Source organism: Psychrobacter immobilis, from assembly GCF_904846185.1.
Classification (GTDB): Bacteria; Pseudomonadota; Gammaproteobacteria; order Pseudomonadales; family Moraxellaceae; genus Psychrobacter; species Psychrobacter immobilis_B.
The window spans coordinates 107,089-127,403 of the sequence record NZ_CAJGZQ010000005.1; the positions used below are offsets into that span (position 1 = coordinate 107,089).

The window sequence follows — 20,315 nt, forward strand, 5'->3', positions numbered from 1 at the left end:
GATACGCCTTTATCTTAAAAAAGCCCTCTTTAATCGAGGGCTTTTTTATTGTAATGGTTTACTTCTAGCAACGGACAAACGACTTATCCTATATTCCAAATAAACATAAATAGATAACTATTAAGTATATACAAGAATAAACGCTTTGTTTTACACTACCTGCTTACTGCATATTTGTACATTTTCACTTTTGTATACAGACAGGGTTTGTATATTTATACAATAGGATTTAGTTATGGCAATCGACGTAGTGGTCAATCAGCGGCATTTACAGATTCAGCTCAAGCAGTTGGAGACAGTATGGCATACGGTGATTAATGGCTATAACTTAAGTCAGGCAGCAACCGTACTGCACACTAGCCAATCAAGTCTGTCAAAACATATTGCGGCACTTGAAAATCAGCTCAAAACGGAAGTATTCGTCCGTCAAGGCAAACGCCTAACGGGTCTTACGACCATGGGCACAGCACTAATGCCGCATATCGAATCTATCTTCGCCGAGATCCGTACGATTGAAAACCTAAGTCTCGATTTTAATAATCCGAATATTGGCACGCTGACGATTGCCACCACTCACACGCAAGCGCGATATGTATTGCCGCAAGTCGTCAAAGAGTTTAAAGAGCGTTTCCCCAAAGTCAACCTAATACTACAACAAGCAGATCCAGAGACCATCGCGCAGATGGTCATTCGCGGGCAGGCAGATATTGGCATTGCAACCGAGTCTTTACTTCATAACAATTATTTACGCTGCTATCGCTATTATGACTGGACGCATCGCGTCATTGTGCCAAGCGATCACGAACTGGCCAATCACGAGTCTGTGGATTTGCCGACCCTCGCCAGCTATCCGATTGTGACCTATCACGGTGGCTTTACGGGGCGCGGTGCGATTGACAAAACTTTTGAAGAAGCAGGATTGGAACCAGATATCGTGCTAGCAGCACTCGATGCTGATGTAATCAGTACTTACGTAGGTCTGGGCTTGGGTATCGGCATTATCGCGGAGATGGCGTTTGAACCGAGTCACTATCAAAATTTAACTGCGATACCAGTGGATCACTTTGGGCGCTTTACCAGTTGGATGGCGGTACGTGATGATGCAGAAATTCGTCAGTATGGTCGAGCATTTATGGAACTGTGTCAAAAACAATTTAGCCAGTAAAGAACCATTCATTCATATTTTTACTAAACGTCAATGGCATCGTTATCAACAGATAATGATGCCATTTTCTATTCTCATTTCTACTCAAAATCGACTGCCGCGCATGTGATTCTTATAACTCTACCCCATTATTAAGATTTGTTATCGTCTTAATTTCTGACCTTTATATTCAATAGAACCGCCCCATTATATGAACTATTGAGCGAATAGTTACAACAATATTAAATTAGCACTAAATTCTTGAGGTGCTGGTTTATCATTGCTGTCGCTAGTCTCTTTCATAACTAGAATCAAATACCAATATAACCATATAACCATGTCGCTGAAAGGCGGCATCATAAAAACAGGTGATTTATGAGTAACGCTATTCCCTTATCCTTTTTAGACCTAGCACCCGTGCCTGAAGGTAAAACCATCGCTGAGGGCATTGCCCAAACGGTTGAAACAGCACAGCAAGCAGAAAAAGTTGGCTTAAACCGTTATTGGATGGCAGAGCATCACAATATGCCGGGCATCGCCAGTGCAGCGACGTCAGTACTACTAGCGCATATCGGCAGCCAAACCAAGCATATACGTATTGGTGCTGGTGGTGTGATGCTTCCGAACCATGCACCGCTCGTCATCGCTGAGCAATTCGGCACTTTGCAGGCATTATATGGTGATCGCGTAGATTTAGGGCTGGGTCGTGCGCCAGGTACTGATGGCGCAACCTTTCAGGCACTACGCCGTCAGATGCAAGATGCTGATCGCTTTCCGCAAGACGTCCAAGAATTGATGTACTTTTTAGGGAACGGTACAGATAATAGCCCAGTACAGGCATTTCCTGGGGCAAAGTCAAACGTTCCTATCTGGATATTAGGCTCTTCTCTTTTTGGGGCTACGTTAGCGGCGCATTTGGGACTTCCTTATGTGTTTGCCTCACACTTTGCACCGCAAATGCTTGGGCAAGCGATTACAGCTTATCGAGAACAGTTCAGACCATCAGCCTATTTGGACAAGCCTTATGTCATGCTGGCCGCCAATTTATTACTCGCCGATGACGATGCTACTGCACAGTATCATTTTACCTCTGCGCAGCAAAGCTTCGTACGCTTGCGCCGTGGTGAGACAGGTCAAATGCCGAAACCTACTCACGATATGGACAGTATCTGGAGCCCTGCTGAAAAAATGATGGTAGATAGCGCATTGTCAGTGTCATTCATCGGCTCTGTAGAAACTGTCAAACCGAGACTGGCGGCATTCCTTGCTCAGTATGAGCCAGACGAGCTGATTGTGACAGCTAACGTTTACGATCAGGCAGCGCGCATGCGTTCACTGGAACTTACACCTGAGTTAAATTTATTTACTTTACAATGAAATCAGACACTTGCATAATTATTGATAAACCTTAGCTGGATGTTTGACATGGATGCAACTCCTATTATCGGTGCCTCACTGCTTATCGGCTCATCAATATTTATGTACATTGTTGCCTTTCTGACGGTGATGGCTGTCGGTGGTTATTTGACCTATCGCACCAGTCCAAAACGTAAGCAGCGGCGCGAAGACAAACGTAATAAAGACAATCCAAATTAATAACCGCTCTCGAAATATGCTGGGGCGTATTAATTTAACGTTTAAAGCAATGTAAAAAGCCCTCTTTTCTTATTTAGAAAGAGGGCTTTTTTTGGCTTACTACATAAGAAAAACACAGCAATCTTTACGTACTGTCACTTAGATGGCCTTACCATTCAACTGACGAGCCAAGATTTTTTTGTGCGGCTTGTTGTGCGACATATAGAGCGACTGCTGCATCAAAACTGGCTGCACCAACCGATTTAAATAACGTAACACCATGACTAGACTTAGCGGTTTTTTCTTGTAGCGCCCCTGTTACTAGCGCTTGTAAGTCACCACTGAGGTCGTCCCATGTCCATGCACAATCGACACTATCGTGAGCTTGGATTAAATCGCCCGCTTCATGACGACTGCCAACCAAATCATCGACAACGACCATGCGACTGTTTGCAATGACATCATTGCTTATCTCTTTCATTGAAGGCTGATAGGCGCCGACTGCGTTGATGTGTGCATCAGATTTAATATGGTTGAGATCAAACAAACCTTCTGTTGCGCGGGTTGCGACATTGATAACATCTGCATCACGGATAGCATCATTGATATTTTCGCAAACCGTTATAGTAACGTCCCATTGCGGATAATCACGAGTAAATTTCACTTTGAAAATCTCAGCGCCTTCCCTGCTTCTATTCCATAAATATACTGTTTTAATCTCAGGACGTACTGTCATTACCGCATGTAATTGCTCATAAGCCATGCCACCACAACCGACCACCGCCACACTTTGACAGTCAGCGCTTGCCATATATTTGGTCGCAATGCCTGACAATGCCGCCGTACGCAATTGGGTAATATAAACCCCATCCATAATTGCCAATATCTCACCAGTATCATTGTTTGACACGGTAATAATCGCCGTTGTGGTTGGTAAATTTCGGCTCGGATTATCAGGACAAATGGTGACCAATTTTACGGCTGTATACTCGTTTTTACCATCATAAATCGTCGCAGGCATTGATAAATGCGAACCTGAGCGATGAGTGTCATCTTCACTAAAAGTTTCAATGACCAAACGTTCAGGCGCTTTGATCCAATTGGGGTGCGCTGCCTGTTGATGTAACAATGCTTCTATCGCCCCAATGGCAGATTGCATATTGAGATGTTCGGTCACGATTGCTTGGTTTAGTAATTGCAATTTGAGTACTCCTATTTATAGATTTATTATGAGAACATGTTTTATCACGCCAAACGGCTACTACATTAATCCTAACCCGCGTAATATTGCCGCACCAATCGCCATTCCAAACATACCTACCACGGTGGTAAAAGCCAAAATATTAGCAGCTAACACATCATTGCCACCCATGGCTTTTGCCATTACATAGCTGGCGGCGGCTGTTGGCGAGGCTACCATCAAAAACAACACACCCATATGCACACCTGATAGACCAAATCCCAATCCAATAGCGATGGCAATCAATGGAGCAACAATAATACGTCCGATACTCGCCTGCATGGACAGCCCTGAAGGGTGCAACATCGACTTCAAATCAATACTGGCACCGGCGCAAATCAATGCTAAGGGCAATGCCACTGCGGCCAGTAAATCGCCAGTCGTATGAATCACACCTGTAATAGGCGGCAGCGGTGACGCCTTATAAGCAAATGCTGCTACCAATGCGATAATCAGTGGGTTGGTAAATAGTTTTTTGATAATCATGGTACTGCGACTGAGCCAAGTATCATCCACACTTTTGGACACACGGCTGAGAGTGATAACCGCTAAGATATTAAACAGTATTGTCACCACACCCATATAGACAGCGCCGATGCTTAAGCCACGTTCTCCGTAGGCATTAGCAACCGTTGCCAGTCCAATAATAGCCATATTACTCCGAAATATCCCTTGTACAAACACCCCTTGATCAGCCGGTTTGCTCACAAAATATTTGGCGTAAATCTCTGCACCTATAAACAAGATGAATGTCACCAGAATACCAGCCACTATCAGCGTGATTTGTTTGCTGTAATCGACATCACTATCAACGACGCTAAAAAAAAGCAAACAGGGTAAACAGTAATTAAAGACAAAGCTCGATGCTTGATCAATAAAAGTCTGGCTCGCCTCACCGCGTCTCTGCATAAAAAAACCCAACCACATTAAGGCAAGGTTGGGCAAGACAATGGTAATAGCAAAGACAATAGCATCAATCATAAATAGGCTCAGTTCGTTGACAAGCCCATCATGATATGGACATCAGCGAGATAAATTAACAAGTAATCATTAAGTTTTCTAGCCTAGTATAGAGACAAAATAGCAAGTAAAACAAGCGCCTGCTCTATTTTCTTTTAACAGCGGCTGTATTTTTAATAAACAAAAGCCCATAACGATATACCGTTATGGGCTTTTGTTATAGTACTTATACTACTATTATGAATCTAACGCGGCTTTTGCTTTTTTCTGTTTTTTCACCGTCATAGCTAATAATTGAATGGCAGCAGGCGTCACACCGCTCACGCGTCCCGCTTGGGCGAGCGTCGCAGGACGTATTTGCGTCAATTTCTGTACAATCTCATTTGATAAGCCTGATACTACGCTATAATCAAAGTCCAGTGGCAGCGCTGTATTTTCTAGGCGCTTCATCTGATCAATGTCTTCTTGCTGACGGTCAATATAGCCTGCGTACTTCACAGAGATTTCTATCTGCTCACCCACTTGCGCATCGACTTGCGAATCAGTGATGGCAGCGATATCAGCAAAATGAATCTGCGGACGCTTGAGCAAATCAAAAGCAGTCGATTCTTTTGACAGCACCTCGCCCGTTTGCTCTGTGACTTTTTTGCCTAGCGCGTTAGCAGGGGTTGCCCACATATCTTTTAGGCGTGAAGTCTCTGTCGTAATCGCTTCCATTTTTTCTTGATACGCTTGCCAGCGCACATCATCTACTAGACCAAGCTTGCGACCTGTTTCAGTTAGACGTTGATCGGCATTGTCTTCACGTAACAGCAAGCGATATTCTGCGCGGCTCGTAAACATACGATATGGCTCAGTCGTACCATGGGTAATCAAATCGTCAACGAGCACGCCAAGATAAGCTTCATCGCGGCGCGGTGTCCACGTTTCAAACTCACTATTATTAGTCGTGACCAATGCCGCATTAGTACCTGCTAGCAAACCCTGTACGCCAGCCTCTTCGTAGCCAGTTGTACCATTGATTTGTCCAGCGAAGTAAAGACGATCGATAGATTTGGTCTCAAGCGTTGGCTTTAGGTTTTGCGGATCGAAATAATCATACTCAATCGCATAACCGGGACGAGTAATGTGCGCGTTTTCTAAGCCTTTCATACTATGAATAAACTCTAACTGCACATCAAACGGCAAACTCGTTGAGATACCATTTGGATATAGCTCATGTGTCGTCAGACCTTCAGGCTCGATAAATATCTGATGGCTGTCTTTATCCGCAAAACGATGAATCTTGTCTTCAATTGACGGACAATAACGTGGACCCACACCTTCGATTTTGCCTGAGAACATTGGAGAACGGTCTAAGTTTTCACGGATGATGTCATGCGTGCGCGCATTAGTATGCGTGATGTAGCAATTGACCTGCTCTGGATGCATAGACACATCACCCATATAACTCATCACTGGTAGCGGCGTGTCGCCCGGCTGTACGGTCATCACACTAAAATCAACGCTACGCGCATCGATACGCGCTGGCGTGCCTGTTTTCAAACGCCCGACTGGCAGCTTAAGCTCACGCAAACGATCTGCCAACTTGATAGAAGGTTGATCGCCTGCGCGACCACCTTTTGAGCTCTCGAGACCAATATGAATAACTCCGCCTAAAAACGTACCTGAAGTCAGTACCACCGTTTGCGTATTAAAGATAATACCCGTTGCAGTAACCACTGCCGTCGCACGACCATTTTCGACTAAGATATCATCAGCTGCTTGTTGGAATATATCAAGATTTGGCTGATTCTCAAGCGTATGGCGAATGGCGGCTTTATATAAAATGCGATCCGCTTGCGCACGCGTAGCTCGAACGGCAGCACCTTTACGACTGTTAAGCACACGAAACTGAATGCCTGACTTATCCGTTGCCAATGCCATTGCACCGCCAAGCGCATCAATCTCACGCACCAGATGTGATTTACCGATACCACCAATTGCTGGATTACAGCTCATTTGCCCAAGCGTCTCAATATTATGTGTCAACAGCAAGGTCTGCGCGCCCATACGTGCGGCTGCCAAAGCAGCTTCTGTGCCAGCATGACCGCCACCGATCACTACCACGTCGTAATTTTTTGGGTATTGCATATACGCCTCACTTGACTCATAACGCCGCTTTTAGCCAAAAACTATTATTACCAGAATTTTATGGCTAAATAGCATGGTCATCAGCAAATAAACGTCTGTCGGATTTAAAAAGTTAACGACTTGGAAAAGCCGCTAGATATTGGATTGTTAACCCATCATTATAACAATTTTTTGATGCTTAAAAAACGCCGCAGTAGAAACTATTTACATTAAGTGTTAAGCATCATTGTTAAACTTAATAACTAGTAACTTAATAACTAGCGCCTAGTTACCAGGGCTCAGCGGTACGATTTGATCTGATTGACCACTGCTCAGCATATGCTGACTGCCATAACCTTCTGGATTGATCTGCAAATAAGCATTCATCAAGCCAATGGCATCGCCATCATTACTGGCCAGAACTTGCTCTTTAATCATGTCCACTGGCGGTAGCAGCAAGTTTTTTAGCAATGCCAAACGCTGGTGGTTATCACCTTTATTAACGACCATCTCGATAAGTTGACGCGCATCGATGGGTAAATCTGGCGTATTCTGTGCCAATAATGCCAAATGATAAGCGCCCGCAGAATCTTGATCCGCAACGATACGCTGCTCAATCGCAATATAAGTGGCTTCTGTTGCGCCGCCTGCCACGCTAAGCTGATGAATACATTTCAGCGCTGAATGTGGCTCATTGCCAGCAATTTCAATGATGCGCGTGGATTCATTTTTTAAATGCTCACGGCGTTTTTCGATTGCCGCTTGCTCAGCAGCTTCTTTTTGCACGTCCGGCTGTTCCGTTGCTTGACTATTCATAAAGCTCTCTCACTCGTATGATAATTATTATTTATATCGCTGATATCTTGCACACTATATGGGGGTAAATTCGATAAAAACAACGAAGCCTAAAAACACTAAAGCGTAAAGACACTAAAAAACCCAAATAGCCATTAACTGACCATTTGGGTTTACTGTGCTTTATCTTATCAAGTTTATTTGAATATCAAAGACATCCAAAGCATACTATCAAGTATTAAGCAGCAGGGCTGTTTGCTTCAACCAATGGCTTAAGCTCGCCTGATTGATACATTTGCAAAATAATGTCTGATCCGCCCATCAATTCGCCGTCAATCCACAACTGTGGAAAAGTCGGCCAATTAGCCACTTTAGGTAACGTCGCACGGATTTCTGGGTTTTCTAAAATATTTACAAACGCAAATGGACGACCGATTTGAGTAAGCACTTCAATCGATTTAGCAGAAAAGCCACACTGCGGAAATTGCGGCGTTCCTTTCATATAAATAATAACTTTATTGTCACGGATTTGATCACGGATCAATTGTTCAACGTCGTTTGCAGCAGTATTTGGGGTTTGCTCACTCATAAAAGCTCCTATTGATAAAGCGGTTCATTGAAAACAGTGATTGATATTACAAAATGATTGAGAAAAGAGATGGCTGATACATGGGGCAAGCGCCACGGTATTACAAGTACAACTCTATAGACTATATATAAAATCTGCATATATAAAATCTACGCTCAACTCACCAAGTCAATATGACTCGGAGTGCTCAAGCAGCGATGACACCCGATCCAAGCTATCTAGATTCGACAACATTAGGGACTAATAATACCACGGCATTGGCCATAATGCCCTCTTGCCGACCGGTAAAGCCTAACTTTTCAGTGGTAGTGGCTTTAACGCTGATATTATTGACCGCCGTCTGCAAATCACTGGCAATATTATCACGCATGGCTTGACTGTGCGGTGCCAGCTTTGGACGCTCACACATCACAGTGATATCAGCGTTGCCTAGACTATAACCAGCCTCTTGCACTTTACTGTAGACATAACGTAGCAGCACCCGCGAGTCCAACCCTGCATGGGCAGCATCTGTATCAGGAAAATGCTGACCAATATCGCCAAGCGCCAATGCGCCGAGCAGTGCATCAGCAAGCGCATGCAGCACCACATCTCCATCAGAGTGTGCAAGCAAGCTGTGCGTGTGTTCAATAGGCACACCTGCTAGCACCACATATTGCTGCTGCTGACCATTATTGTGAAAAGCATGAACGTCGATACCTTGACCAATTTTTATCATTATTATTCCAAGATGAGTGAAACGTGATTAAAATAATTCAAAACCACTATCTAAATTTCTAAAGCGATTTTACCAATGCCTAGACACCATCGGTCGCCACCAGTTTCAATTAACTGGTATAATATGACGTTTATTTTATCATAATACCAGATCCAAAAGATAAGCTGACGTCGTTCTGCTAAGACTACCTATTGTAGCAATGGCATAATTTTTGGCGTCAATATCTATTTTGGAGAACGTACAAATAGTTGAGCCGCTTTATGTCAGCCATACAAGATACCTCAAGCATAGCCGTTTCTGAGTCTTTTACGCCTCATCGTCCATTAACACTTGCCGATATCGAAAATCCTAGCGCCAAGCACGTGATTGTCGGTATGTCAGGTGGCGTTGATTCTTCTGTATCAGCCGTTTTACTTCAACAAGCAGGCTTTAAAGTCGAAGGTCTGTTTATGAAAAACTGGGAAGAAGATGACGGCACCGAATACTGTACGGCAATGGATGATTTAGCGGACGCACAAGCGGTATGTGACAAAATCGGTATGAAGCTACATACGGCCAATTTTGCCATGGAATATTGGGATCGGGTTTTTGAGCATTTTTTGGCCGAATACAAAGCAGGTCGTACGCCCAACCCAGATATTTTGTGCAACAAAGAAATCAAGTTCAAAGCATTTTTAGACTATGCTTTGACGTTGGGCGCAGATTATATCGCCACCGGTCACTACACGCGCCGTAGTATGAACTATACGAATGCTAATGGCACTGAGGTTGCGCAGCTATTACGCGGGCTTGATAACAATAAAGACCAAAGTTACTTTTTACATGCGGTTGGCGGCGATAAAATCGCTAAGACACTATTCCCAATCGGTGAGCTTGAAAAGCCAGTGGTTCGTCAAATCGCTGAAGAACATGATCTTATTACTGCCAATAAAAAGGATTCAACGGGTATTTGCTTTATTGGTGAACGCCGCTTTAAAGACTTTTTACAACAGTACTTGCCCGCTCAAAAAGGCGATATCGTCACTGACGATGGTCACGTGATCGGCCAACATGACGGCCTGATGTACTACACCTTAGGACAGCGTGGCGGTATCGGTATCGGCGGTGTCAAAGACCGTCCTGAAGAGCCTTGGTTTGTATTGGCAAAAGACTTGGACAACAACCGTTTGATCGTTGGACAAGGTCATGAGCACCCCATGATGCTGAGTAATGAGCTGCAAGCTTATAAGCTCGATTGGGTCGATGGTTTACCGCCTGCAGATATATTTAGCGAAGACGGCTTACGTTGTATGGCAAAATCGCGCTACCGTCAGCCAGACCAAGCGTGCCGAGTGTTTGCTGTTGATGATAAAGGTTTAGAAGTACGAGTGATATTTGATACGCCGCAACGTGCAGTGACGCCAGGTCAGTCAGCGGTGTTTTATATCGATGAAGTATGTTTGGGCGGCGGTGTCATTGCCTCCATTGATGCGCCTTGCGGGATTTGACATCTCAGTTAACATTAATTAATACAATGATTTGTCTTTTTTTAGGATACTGAATGACTGCTTGCCTTTTCGCCCTGCTGAATATCTCATTTTCTTGTTCGATATGGGTAAAGCGAGGTCTTACGCTTACTTTCATTGCTGCGTCATTTAGTGCACAGTCAGCACCAGCAGAGATGGGTAGTATTACGGTGACCAGCTCTAATGCTTCGACTGGTAGTGCTTCTGGCACCTATATCGCAGCAGGTTCTGGTGCTACAGGTCGTTTTACTTTGGTGCGCAATGAAAATATTGGTTATAACAGTAATGCTGAGATAACACCATCTAGTGGTACGCGTACCAACGGTATTGAGATCAGGAATGATTCTAATACTAGTATTGATAGAGATAAGTTCAAGTACACTTTTACTATTACGCCTAATGATAACGCCTCTATACATACCATAAAGATTGGTCAAGCCAGCTATTCAATGGGTGGTAACTCAGAAATTGCACGTCAAACGTTAAGTTTTACCCAAAATAGTCAAATTAGTCTACCTGCGCAAGCCACTATCAAAAACAACCCAGATGTCCCCTATTACTATAATGCAATGGGCGACTACTTTATGGGCAGCAAAGTCAATAGTACCCAGCTGAATTCACAAAATGCTGTGTTCAACCCGCAGCTGCGTACCGATAGCTCAAATATGAATGGTAGTGGTTTATATTATTATAATATTACTAATCTAGCGGGTGCTACTGGTAGCCAAGATCCATATAGCCCTACTTTAACTAACAATCGAGTCGCCCTTAGCTCAAATAACGGGGTTTTACCACCGACGCCAACTTTTGAAAATATTATTAAAAGTATCAATAATGGCAGCACGTATTCTGCACTATCACCTAATACCGCTATTTCTAATGGCGGTACTTATGTCAGTTATGGCATTGAAAACAGTCAAAGCAATTATGTTGTCGCGGTAAGAAACGCGAACGCCGTGACTTTGACTTATGAAGGGATTATGAATGGTAATATCGGCATTGCGCGTAACGTAGTCGGTGAAACTTTTAATGAATGGATCAGCTTTGGGGTAGAAAGTGAACCGTTCAATTACGTCTTTTCAGGCACTGTATTCAATGATAATGGCGGTATAAACGATAGCGACATCAATGTCAAAAAAGATAACACTACGATAGACAGCGGTATATATAACAATACCAACTTCTTTAATGGTACTTTTGACTCTGCTGAAAGTGGTATTTCAGGTAGCACAGTCAAGCTGGTTGACTGTACAACCAATGCTCCTCTTGAAACTATCAATATCCCTACTAATATTGTCGGTAAATATGAGATTAAAATACCTATCGCTTCTCTAACTGGCAAAAGTACTGTCTGCCTGATTGAAGAAAATAGTGGTAGCACTTATCCCATTCGTACTACTAATGAAAAAACTGTTATTTCCTTGACTACTAACCAGTATAACTATGAAAATAATAACTTTGGCAGAGTGATTGATAAAAACGCAGCTTTAGTCCTTGAAAAAGAACAAGCACTTAACGATTGCAAAATCGCCTCATTGTTACCAAATCTAGAAAACAAGCTTGCCTATAGTAAAGCCGCCCTATCTGAAGTAACTCCAGGACAATGTATTGCCTACAAAATTACTGCGACCAATCGAGCCAACCTTAGTATCAATCACTTTGTTCTACAAGATGTCTTGCAAGAAAAAAATGTGAATGGCGCAATAGTGACGTCAAAACTTGCGAATCCAGTCCATCAAGCAAGCGAATATGCCGCAGACAGCGTCGCTATCGGCAATAACGGTACTGTTAAAACGGTAACCTCAATTTTAGATCCAAGGACAAAACGTAGTTTTTACTTTAATACTAAGTATGGCACCACACATTCTAATACACCCGATATCCCTTAATAATAGCGTTATATGCATATTTTGATTCTATCAACGGCTACATTTGCTACACTACCCGTATTTTTTTGACCACAGTCTTATATGATGTGTTCATTTGTGTGATTTCACAGTTTTCATCACTTTTACTTTTTTAATTTAAAGGCATCATTATGAACTTACTTACCGCACTCTCCCCAATCGATGGTCGTTACGCCTCCAAAGCTGACAGCTTGCGTCCTTATTTATCTGAATTTGGTCTCATTAAAGCCCGCGTCACTGTCGAGATTCGCTGGTTACAGTCATTGGCTGATAACAGCGCTATTGGTGAATTGGCAGCATTTGATACCGATACCAATGCCTTTTTAAACAGTATCGTTGATGACTTTAGTGAAGCAGATGCCCAAGCTATCAAAGACATCGAAGCGACGACCAATCATGATGTAAAAGCCGTTGAGTACTTTATCAAAGACAAGTTCCGTGGTCAGGCATCACTTGAAGATTCATTAGAATTTATTCATTTTGCGTGTACCAGTGAAGATATCAACAACTTGTCTTATGCGTTAATGCTAAAAGACAGCCGCGAGATTGTGGTTGCGAAAATGCAGCAATTGACTGATAGCATCGTTGGTTTAGCGATTGCTCATGCTGACCAGCCGATGTTGTCACGTACCCATGGCCAAACCGCTAGCCCAACGACTCTTGGTAAAGAAATGGCAAACGTCGCTTATCGCTTAGCCCGTCAAATCAAGCAAGTCGGTCAAGTAGAGCTATTAGGTAAAATCAATGGCGCGGTTGGTAACTATAACGCTCATTACGCCTCATACCCTGACGTTGATTGGCAGACTCATGCAGAACGCTTCATTGATGAAAGCCTTGAGCTGACTTTTAACCCTTATACCACGCAAATTGAGCCACATGATTATATCGCTGAGCTATTTGATGCCGTCAAACGTTTTAATACCATCCTAATCGATTTTAACCGTGATATTTGGCAATATATTAGCTTAGGCTATTTTAAACAGCGCCTAAAAGATGGCGAAGTTGGTTCTTCTACCATGCCGCATAAAGTGAACCCGATTGATTTTGAAAACTCTGAAGGTAACTTGGGCGTTGCTAATGCCATGCTGGCGCATTTGGGTGAAAAGCTACCAATTTCGCGTATGCAGCGTGATTTATCAGACTCTACCGTACTTCGTAATATCGGTGTTGGTCTGGCGCAAAGTATGATTGCTTATGATGCTTGTTTAAAAGGCGTGAGCAAACTTGAATTGAATGCCCAGCGCTTAAACGACGATTTGGATAATGCACAAGAAGTATTGGCAGAGCCGATTCAAACCGTCATGCGCCGCTACCGTGTTGAGAACCCATACGAGAAGCTTAAAGCTCTGACTCGTGGCAATGCCATGACTCGCGAAGCCATGCTGACATTCGTTGAAAGCGATGAGCTATCTGCCGTTAGTGATGCGGATAAAGCGCGCCTACGTGAGATGACGCCAGCCACTTATATCGGTAATGCGGCGGAGCAAGCACGCACGATTAAAGAGTGGATTGCTAAGATTTAACTGGTAACAATCTTATCTTTATAAAATGCAAAAAAGATATAAACGAGCATTCATTTATATCTTTTTAAAAAAACCTTACTCTAAACACTATGATTTTTTGAAAACACATAGTTAATGGGTGAGGTTTTATTCTTTATCGTCTTCATCTTTTTTATCACTGCTATCACCCGGTATGATGGCTTTGGTAACAGCAACAGTACCTTTGACGACGCCTTTAGTAGTTTTGTAGGCGACTTTTACAGGTACGGTAACGATTTTATGCACACAAGCTTGCAGCATAAACATACTGGCGATGATGACGATAAATTGTAATTTTTTCATAAATTTCCTACGGATAATGAGAGGCACTGATGGCTATATTTTGACCATCAGCTAGACGCTAATCATAAACCAATACACATCAGCTATAAAGCACTGTTCTAGTTTTATATTCTGTTGACCTTAATATCCTTTCTACTTAAACACACGGATCTACCCATGACTTCTATACCGCTTTGTTTACCCGACTCTATCACGCCTGAGCAATTTTTAAGCGAATACTGGCAAAAAAAGCCACTCTTAATTAAACAAGGCTTACCACAGCTAATTGGCATGTTTGAACCTGACGACATGCTTGGTCTAGCCCTAGAAGAAGATGCTGCGGCGCGTTTACTAACTCAAGCAGCAAGTAAAAAAGAAGGTCAGGCGCAGTGGCAACTCAAAAAAAGCCCATTGACTGAAACTGATTTCGATAACTTACCTGAGCAATGGACGGTATTGGTACAGAATATGGAACAGTGGTCACCTGAGCTTGGTCAATTGTGGCAAGCCTTTGGCTTTATTCCACAATGGCAACGTGATGACATCATGGTTTCTTATGCGCCAAAAGGTGGCTCAGTCGGCAAACACTATGACGATTATGATGTGTTTTTAGCGCAAGGGTTTGGGTCTAGACGTTGGCAACTGGGCAAATTCTGTGATAAAAATACCGAGTTTGTCGCTGATGAGCCGATTCGCCTCTTTGATGATATGGGTGAGATTATTTTTGATGAGATATTAGAAGCGGGTGACGTGCTTTACGTACCGCCGAAGCTGTCACATTTTGGTGTGGCACAAGACGATTGCTTAACCTTTTCATTTGGCTGCCGTCGTCCTAACTTGATGCAAATCATCGACAGCTTGGCTGATATCGCCACCAACGATAGCGATTTATTTATCCCAATGCTGCTGCCACAAGCGCTGCAAGCGTCAGGTGAATTGCAAGCGAGCAGCATCAATGCGATCAAAGATCAGCTATTACAAATGCTACAGTCTGAGCGTGGTAGTGATATCATTCGTCAAGCAGTTTCTGAAGTCGTCAGCAAACGCCAGTATGATGCGCTGATGCCAGAGGATACATTAGATACAGATGAGCTCATGCAAGCTCTAGCAGAAGGTGCTACCTTGCAAGCGGATTATAGCAATCGTTTGTTATACACCCAGGCGGATAATGACATCGTTTTATATGCCAATGGGCAACGCATTGACGGGCTTGACGAGACCGCAGTAGCGGTATTGGTGCGTTTGGCTAATGGCGAACACCTAAATAGTCAAGATGTCGCCGATGTTGACTCAGACGATTTGAGCGAATGGCTAGAGAACGGCTGGGTGTGGATTGATATTGCTGAATAATATCTATTAATCAGACATTAATCAAATAACGTAAATAAAAAAAACCGCTATCCGACAATTACTCAGATAGCGGTTTTTTCTTATAAATCGTATTCGGTATTTATAGCTATACCAAACACTGCTTCGCACTTATCAAAACGGATATAAGAGCGAAGCGGGTTTGTAATTAATACGGTTATTCTGTACCAAGTTCAAGCAAGCTAGCATTACCACCGATCGCTGTGGTATTGATTGTTTTGACGCGCTCAGTGACAAAACGATGCAAATAATCAGGCGTTAGCATCTCTGACAAGCCTTCCATATCAGTGACGCTGATGACTTGCGTTAAGATACCGTCTGTATTGGCAAGCTCTTGACTGATAGTCTGTACTTCGCTTCGATTGCCAGAGACTGCAACCTGTGCCAGACGATCGATATATAAAAGCGTGACGGTTTGCGAGTCATTCGCCACACTCAATACATCTTCGCTGATACCTGTATCATATAGTATCTTGGCAGCTTCATTGCACATCTCATCTTGGCTTGGGCAATGCAGGATGACTTCATTACCTGTCAATAGTGCGGCTACCAGCTGTCCTAATACTGCCATGGCTCTAGCAGATTCACCACCAACAACCATCGTCTTACCACGACCAGTGACATATAGATCGTTGGACTCACCAGTTGCACCAGTCATACGATGCACCTCATCCAAGCTAGGCGCGGCGCTCAATAGATGATTGAACAAACGCTTTGCTTTATTGGCATCACCAGTCAGCAGCGCCAACTTTGGAATAGCCGCTTGCAGATATGTTGCGCGATTCACTGCGCCAAGTAATCGCCAAGATTCACAAACCTGGGCATGATTTTTTTTGAATTCAGTCGCCATGTTGCTACTCCTTATGCGAGTTCTGTTTGAGTGGTGGTTTGGGTAGTATTATTAGCAGTCGTCCGGTTGTTGCTATTTGACTCTGAGCTAAGCTGCATCAAACGTGCGACATAATGCGGGCCACCAGCTTTAGGACCCGTGCCAGACAGACCACAACCACCGAATGGTTGTACGTTTACGACGGCACCGATTTGGTTGCGGTTGATGTAAGTATTACCTACAAACGCACGGCGCTCGATATGCTCAACGGTATTTTCGATACGGCTATGAATACCCAAGGTCAAGCCAAAGCCTGTCGCGTTGATGGCATCAATCAACTTATTCAGATCACGTGCTTGATAGCGCAGTACGTGCAAAATTGGGCCAAAATGCTCGCCACCGATCACGTCGATACTTTTCACTTCGATCGCTGTTGGCAATACAAAGGTAGACTGTTCTTGACTAACAACTGAGCTTGAGCTCATTGGCGTCTGTGCCAAGATAGTCGCCGTTGGCTCAGCGTCCATACGCTCGATATGCGCTTCAAGACTACGTTTGGCATCCGCATCAATCACTGGACCCACATCTGTAGCAGCATATAAAGGATTGCCGACCGATAGCTCAGCCATATTACCTTGTAATAGCTCAATTAAATTATCAGCCATTTCTTCTTGCACGCACAATATACGACAAGCTGAGCAACGCTGACCTGCTGAACCAAATGCAGATAAGACAGCGTCTCTAACCACTTGTTCTGGCAATGCCGTTGAATCAACTATCATAGCATTCTGACCACCAGTTTCGGCGATAAAAACAGGTAGCTCACCACTGGCTTGGGCATGATCATTTAGGCTTTGGTTAATACGTTGAGCCGTTTGGGTTGAACCCGTAAATATCACACCTGCTATATTGTCAGCCGCTGTCAATGCACCACCAACATCGCCAGCACCGATCACTAACTGTAAGGCTTGTGTTGGTACGCCTGCTTGGTACATTAGCTGAGCACCAAAATGGGCAATCAAGCTGGTTTGTTCGGCAGGTTTCGCCACCACCGTATTACCTGCTGCTAGCGCCGCTACGATTTGACCGGTATAGATAGCCAATGGGAAGTTCCATGGGCTAATACAGACAAAGGTACCACGTGCTTTATAAACTTGACGAGATTGCTTACCAGCCAAATCGGTAAATTCATGCACGACATCGTCTAAACGCTCTGCTTCATCAGCATAAAAACGGCAGAAATCAACCGCTTCTTTGATTTCATCAATACCGTCTTGAAGGGTTTTGCCCGCTTCGATTTGGCATAGCGCCATTAGCTCAGCATAGTTTTCTTCATAGAGATCAGCTATTTTACGCAATATTTCAGCACGCTTAGCAGCTGATACTGCTTGCCAGACACTTTGCCCTGCCACTGCCGCATCGATTGCTTGACCAGCTATTTGAGCATTGGCATAAGTGACTTCACCAGCACTTACTTCGTGGTTCCAAGGTGCACGTACGGTTTGAGTCTCAAGCTTATGCGTTACGCCCTCTACTTCATATTCATCAACTGCTTTGCCATTGACGATGGACGTCGCTGACCAAGTTTTATGCAAATGGCTATCGATAGCAGATTTAAAGGGCAACCATTGTGACTCTACGAATATATTAGGGCCAAAACTGGCACGGCGCGCACCATAAATCTCTAACGGCAACGGAATCTCTGGATTGTGTAACGTCGCATTGGTCAGTAGCTTGTCATAAGGATGTACTGTCAGCTTCTCAATCGGATAAGACTTGTCTAGTAGCTGATGGACAAACGAGCTATTGGCACCGTTTTCGAGCAAGCGACGTACCAAGTACGGCAGCAAATCTTTATGCGCGCCAACTGGGGCATAGATACGTACCGGAATTTTATACGCTTGTAAGATATGATCATAAAGCGCATCGCCCATACCATGTAGACGCTGAAACTCAAACTCTCTATGCTTACTCATGGTCATAATTGACGCTAGGGTGTGCGCATTGTGTGTCGCAAACTGTGGCCAAATCAAGCCGCGCAGATGATCTGATAACAAGAAACGCGCACAGGCAAGGTAAGCAGTATCCGTGCCTTCTTTGCGTGTCCAGACAGGATAGCCTGACAGACCTTTTTGCTGGGCAAGCTTGATCTCAGTATCCCAATAGGCGCCCTTTACCAGACGTACTGGAATACGATCTCCCACCTCAGTCGATAGCCGTGCCAACCACACCAAAATAGCGATGGCACGCTTAGAGTAACCTTGCACGACCAAGCCAAGACCATCCCAGTCAGCCGTCAAATTGTCACGGTACAAAGACTCAAACAGTTTTAAAGAAATTTCAAGGCGGTCGGCTTCTTCGGCATCGATACTAAGATCCACATTGACTTCACGTGCCGCTTCGATGAGCAGCAAGCAGCGTTGACGTAATAAACCCATGACTTGGGCTTCTTGCGTGGCTTCATAGCGAGGGTGCAATGCTGACAGCTTGATAGATACTGATGGCTTAGGCATGCCTTCTTTGACTTTGATACTGGCAGTGGCTCTGATCGCATGCAGGTAGTCATTGAAGTATTTTTCAGCGTCTTTATGCGCAATAGCCGCTTCACCAAGCATATCAAACGAATAGGTATAGCCTTTATTACGATAAGGCTGGCTGTTTTTATTGGCGTCTTCGATGGTCTCGCCCAATACAAACTGATGACCCATGATGCGCATGGCTTTTTGCATGGCACTACGAATAACAGGCTCGCCCATCTTTTTAGTCATGCGATCCAAAAAGCCTGAGGCTGTGGTGCTACTATCAATACTGACGACACGACCTGTCATCATCATGCCCCATGTCGAGGCATTGACCATAAAACCGTTGTCATTTTTGATGTGCTTTTTCCAATCAGCCACACTCATTTTGTCATGAATCAACGCATCAGCAGTATAATTGTCTGGCACTCGAATCAAGGCTTCTGCCAAGCTCATCAGCAAGATACCTTCTTGGGTATCAAGACTATACTCAAGCAGTAACGAGTCGACCATCTTGACCGCTTTGCCATCATTACGTACATGTTCAACCAGCTGGCGCGTTTGCTCAGCAGCGGCGTCACGTTCTTCTGTGCTGGGTTTAGCAAGTGGCAATAATTTGGACAACCAGCGCTCTTCATCAACGCTATACAACGGCAAAATACGGGCGTGCAGAGTTTCTGCCGACTGGGCAATATAATCTGGCGATAGCAAATCGACAGGATTAAACAAAATCGGCTCTTGCGGGGTAAACTGGTCTACTGGGTTCATAACAACTCCATAACTATCGTTTAAAAACCATCATAAATAGTGCTTTAGGAAGTCTGATCGTCTGGTATAACTAGCCATCACCATCATTCATTTAGATGATGGCTATCGATAGATACTTATAACAATAATCAAAAGTCCAAACGGCGCCATCACAAAACGAGAAAATCCAGCGTAGGCTGGAAGCGGTTAAGTAGGTCGTTCGACTGTTAAACGGGCTACGTTAACAATACAAAGGCAACAACGAACAGCTAAGCGGCATTAGTGCCTTCTTCTTGTTTGTAGTGAAAGGAGTGTGATGATCAGATATCGCTACATTAAAACGAAAAAGTCGCTTTAGCAAAAAAATCTGCCATCTTGGGTGCTGCTAATTCACTGTAAGAAAAACCTCTACGGCGTTGATTGAGGTGATGCGCTTAACTCGGCTATAATATCATGAAAAAAATTTTCAAACTAACGATATTGC

16 protein-coding genes are annotated in these 20,315 nt (G+C 43.8%); 7 read left to right on the forward strand and 9 right to left on the reverse strand.

Translation table 11 applies throughout. The annotated features are described in order from the left end of the window. Window positions 1–235: 235 nt before the first annotated feature. From JMW94_RS04055 to JMW94_RS04065, 3 genes are all read left to right on the forward strand, one after another. The gene (locus JMW94_RS04055; protein WP_045446223.1) at window positions 236–1,165 is read left to right on the forward strand and encodes a LysR substrate-binding domain-containing protein; all 930 of its coding nucleotides are present in this window, start codon (window positions 236–238) and stop codon (window positions 1,163–1,165) included. Between the two features lie 354 nt (window positions 1,166–1,519). Beyond that, window positions 1,520–2,521, forward strand: a complete 1,002-nt coding sequence (locus tag JMW94_RS04060; RefSeq protein WP_193009175.1) for an LLM class flavin-dependent oxidoreductase — start codon at window positions 1,520–1,522, stop codon at window positions 2,519–2,521. 48 nt (window positions 2,522–2,569) lie between these two features. Then, window positions 2,570–2,740, forward strand: a complete 171-nt coding sequence (locus JMW94_RS04065; RefSeq protein ID WP_201601544.1) for a hypothetical protein — start codon at window positions 2,570–2,572, stop codon at window positions 2,738–2,740. Between the two features lie 148 nt (window positions 2,741–2,888). Here JMW94_RS04065 and JMW94_RS04070 read toward each other — a convergent pair whose 3' ends face one another. The 6 genes from JMW94_RS04070 to ispF form a co-directional block, all read right to left on the reverse strand. Then, the gene (locus tag JMW94_RS04070) at window positions 2,889–3,920 is read right to left on the reverse strand and encodes an ornithine cyclodeaminase family protein (protein ID WP_201601546.1); all 1,032 of its coding nucleotides are present in this window, start codon (window positions 3,918–3,920) and stop codon (window positions 2,889–2,891) included. A 60-nt stretch (window positions 3,921–3,980) separates the two neighbouring features. After that, window positions 3,981–4,940 (reverse strand): AEC family transporter, encoded by a 960-nt coding sequence (locus JMW94_RS04075; RefSeq protein WP_060490935.1) that lies wholly within the window; start codon window positions 4,938–4,940, stop codon window positions 3,981–3,983. Window positions 4,941–5,156: 216 nt separating this feature from the next. Beyond that, complete coding sequence (gene mnmG, locus JMW94_RS04080) at window positions 5,157–7,052, reverse strand: tRNA uridine-5-carboxymethylaminomethyl(34) synthesis enzyme MnmG (protein WP_201601549.1); 1,896 nt, start codon at window positions 7,050–7,052, stop codon at window positions 5,157–5,159. A 264-nt stretch (window positions 7,053–7,316) separates the two neighbouring features. After that, entirely contained in the window at window positions 7,317–7,847 is a 531-nt protein-coding gene (locus JMW94_RS04085; RefSeq protein ID WP_201601553.1) for a hypothetical protein, read from the reverse strand. Window positions 7,848–8,064: 217 nt separating this feature from the next. Further along, on the reverse strand, window positions 8,065–8,415 hold the full coding sequence (gene grxD / locus JMW94_RS04090; protein WP_045446215.1) for a Grx4 family monothiol glutaredoxin: 351 nt from the start codon (window positions 8,413–8,415) through the stop codon (window positions 8,065–8,067). Window positions 8,416–8,629: 214 nt separating this feature from the next. Continuing rightward, on the reverse strand, window positions 8,630–9,133 hold the full coding sequence (gene ispF, locus JMW94_RS04095; RefSeq protein ID WP_045446213.1) for a 2-C-methyl-D-erythritol 2,4-cyclodiphosphate synthase: 504 nt from the start codon (window positions 9,131–9,133) through the stop codon (window positions 8,630–8,632). 260 nt (window positions 9,134–9,393) lie between these two features. On the opposite strand from ispF, the gene mnmA reads away from it, so the two are divergent. From mnmA to purB, 3 genes are all read left to right on the forward strand, one after another. Next, window positions 9,394–10,620 carry a tRNA 2-thiouridine(34) synthase MnmA gene (gene mnmA, locus JMW94_RS04100; RefSeq protein ID WP_201601556.1) on the forward strand — a complete coding sequence of 409 codons (1,227 nt, stop codon included), beginning with the start codon at window positions 9,394–9,396 and terminating at the stop codon, window positions 10,618–10,620. Window positions 10,621–10,673: 53 nt separating this feature from the next. Continuing rightward, on the forward strand, window positions 10,674–12,527 hold the full coding sequence (locus JMW94_RS04105; RefSeq protein ID WP_201601559.1) for a hypothetical protein: 1,854 nt from the start codon (window positions 10,674–10,676) through the stop codon (window positions 12,525–12,527). Between the two features lie 149 nt (window positions 12,528–12,676). Further along, entirely contained in the window at window positions 12,677–14,068 is a 1,392-nt protein-coding gene (gene purB, locus JMW94_RS04110) for an adenylosuccinate lyase (protein WP_201601562.1), read from the forward strand. 126 nt (window positions 14,069–14,194) lie between these two features. On the opposite strand, the gene JMW94_RS04115 is transcribed toward purB, so the two are convergent. Beyond that, the gene (locus JMW94_RS04115; RefSeq protein WP_109591335.1) at window positions 14,195–14,389 is read right to left on the reverse strand and encodes an NF038104 family lipoprotein; all 195 of its coding nucleotides are present in this window, start codon (window positions 14,387–14,389) and stop codon (window positions 14,195–14,197) included. Between the two features lie 156 nt (window positions 14,390–14,545). On the opposite strand from JMW94_RS04115, the gene JMW94_RS04120 reads away from it, so the two are divergent. Then, window positions 14,546–15,718, forward strand: coding sequence for a cupin domain-containing protein (locus JMW94_RS04120; RefSeq protein ID WP_201601565.1), 1,173 nt, complete (start codon window positions 14,546–14,548; stop codon window positions 15,716–15,718). 175 nt (window positions 15,719–15,893) lie between these two features. Here JMW94_RS04120 and JMW94_RS04125 read toward each other — a convergent pair whose 3' ends face one another. Beyond that, a complete protein-coding gene (locus JMW94_RS04125; RefSeq protein ID WP_201601569.1) occupies window positions 15,894–16,586 on the reverse strand; it encodes a 1-pyrroline-5-carboxylate dehydrogenase in 693 nt (230 codons plus the stop codon). A gap of 11 nt (window positions 16,587–16,597) precedes the next feature. Then, window positions 16,598–19,852, reverse strand: coding sequence for a bifunctional proline dehydrogenase/L-glutamate gamma-semialdehyde dehydrogenase PutA (putA, locus tag JMW94_RS04130; protein ID WP_201601583.1), 3,255 nt, complete (start codon window positions 19,850–19,852; stop codon window positions 16,598–16,600). Between the last annotated feature and the right edge of the window lie 463 nt (window positions 19,853–20,315).

Coding starts and splice junctions, on each gene's coding strand:
- JMW94_RS04105 (WP_201601559.1), top strand. CDS start 10,674: ATGACTGCTTGCCTTTTCGCCCTGCTGAATATCTCATTTTCTTGTTCG.
- JMW94_RS04060 (WP_193009175.1), top strand. CDS start 1,520: ATGAGTAACGCTATTCCCTTATCCTTTTTAGACCTAGCACCCGTGCCT.
- JMW94_RS04075 (WP_060490935.1), bottom strand. CDS start 4,940: ATGATTGATGCTATTGTCTTTGCTATTACCATTGTCTTGCCCAACCTT.
- ispF (WP_045446213.1), bottom strand. CDS start 9,133: ATGATAAAAATTGGTCAAGGTATCGACGTTCATGCTTTTCACAATAAT.
- putA (WP_201601583.1), bottom strand. CDS start 19,852: ATGAACCCAGTAGACCAGTTTACCCCGCAAGAGCCGATTTTGTTTAAT.
- JMW94_RS04120 (WP_201601565.1), top strand. CDS start 14,546: ATGACTTCTATACCGCTTTGTTTACCCGACTCTATCACGCCTGAGCAA.
- JMW94_RS04085 (WP_201601553.1), bottom strand. CDS start 7,847: ATGAATAGTCAAGCAACGGAACAGCCGGACGTGCAAAAAGAAGCTGCT.
- mnmG (WP_201601549.1), bottom strand. CDS start 7,052: ATGCAATACCCAAAAAATTACGACGTGGTAGTGATCGGTGGCGGTCAT.
- JMW94_RS04065 (WP_201601544.1), top strand. CDS start 2,570: ATGGATGCAACTCCTATTATCGGTGCCTCACTGCTTATCGGCTCATCA.
- JMW94_RS04125 (WP_201601569.1), bottom strand. CDS start 16,586: ATGGCGACTGAATTCAAAAAAAATCATGCCCAGGTTTGTGAATCTTGG.
- purB (WP_201601562.1), top strand. CDS start 12,677: ATGAACTTACTTACCGCACTCTCCCCAATCGATGGTCGTTACGCCTCC.
- JMW94_RS04055 (WP_045446223.1), top strand. CDS start 236: ATGGCAATCGACGTAGTGGTCAATCAGCGGCATTTACAGATTCAGCTC.
- grxD (WP_045446215.1), bottom strand. CDS start 8,415: ATGAGTGAGCAAACCCCAAATACTGCTGCAAACGACGTTGAACAATTG.
- JMW94_RS04115 (WP_109591335.1), bottom strand. CDS start 14,389: ATGAAAAAATTACAATTTATCGTCATCATCGCCAGTATGTTTATGCTG.
- mnmA (WP_201601556.1), top strand. CDS start 9,394: ATGTCAGCCATACAAGATACCTCAAGCATAGCCGTTTCTGAGTCTTTT.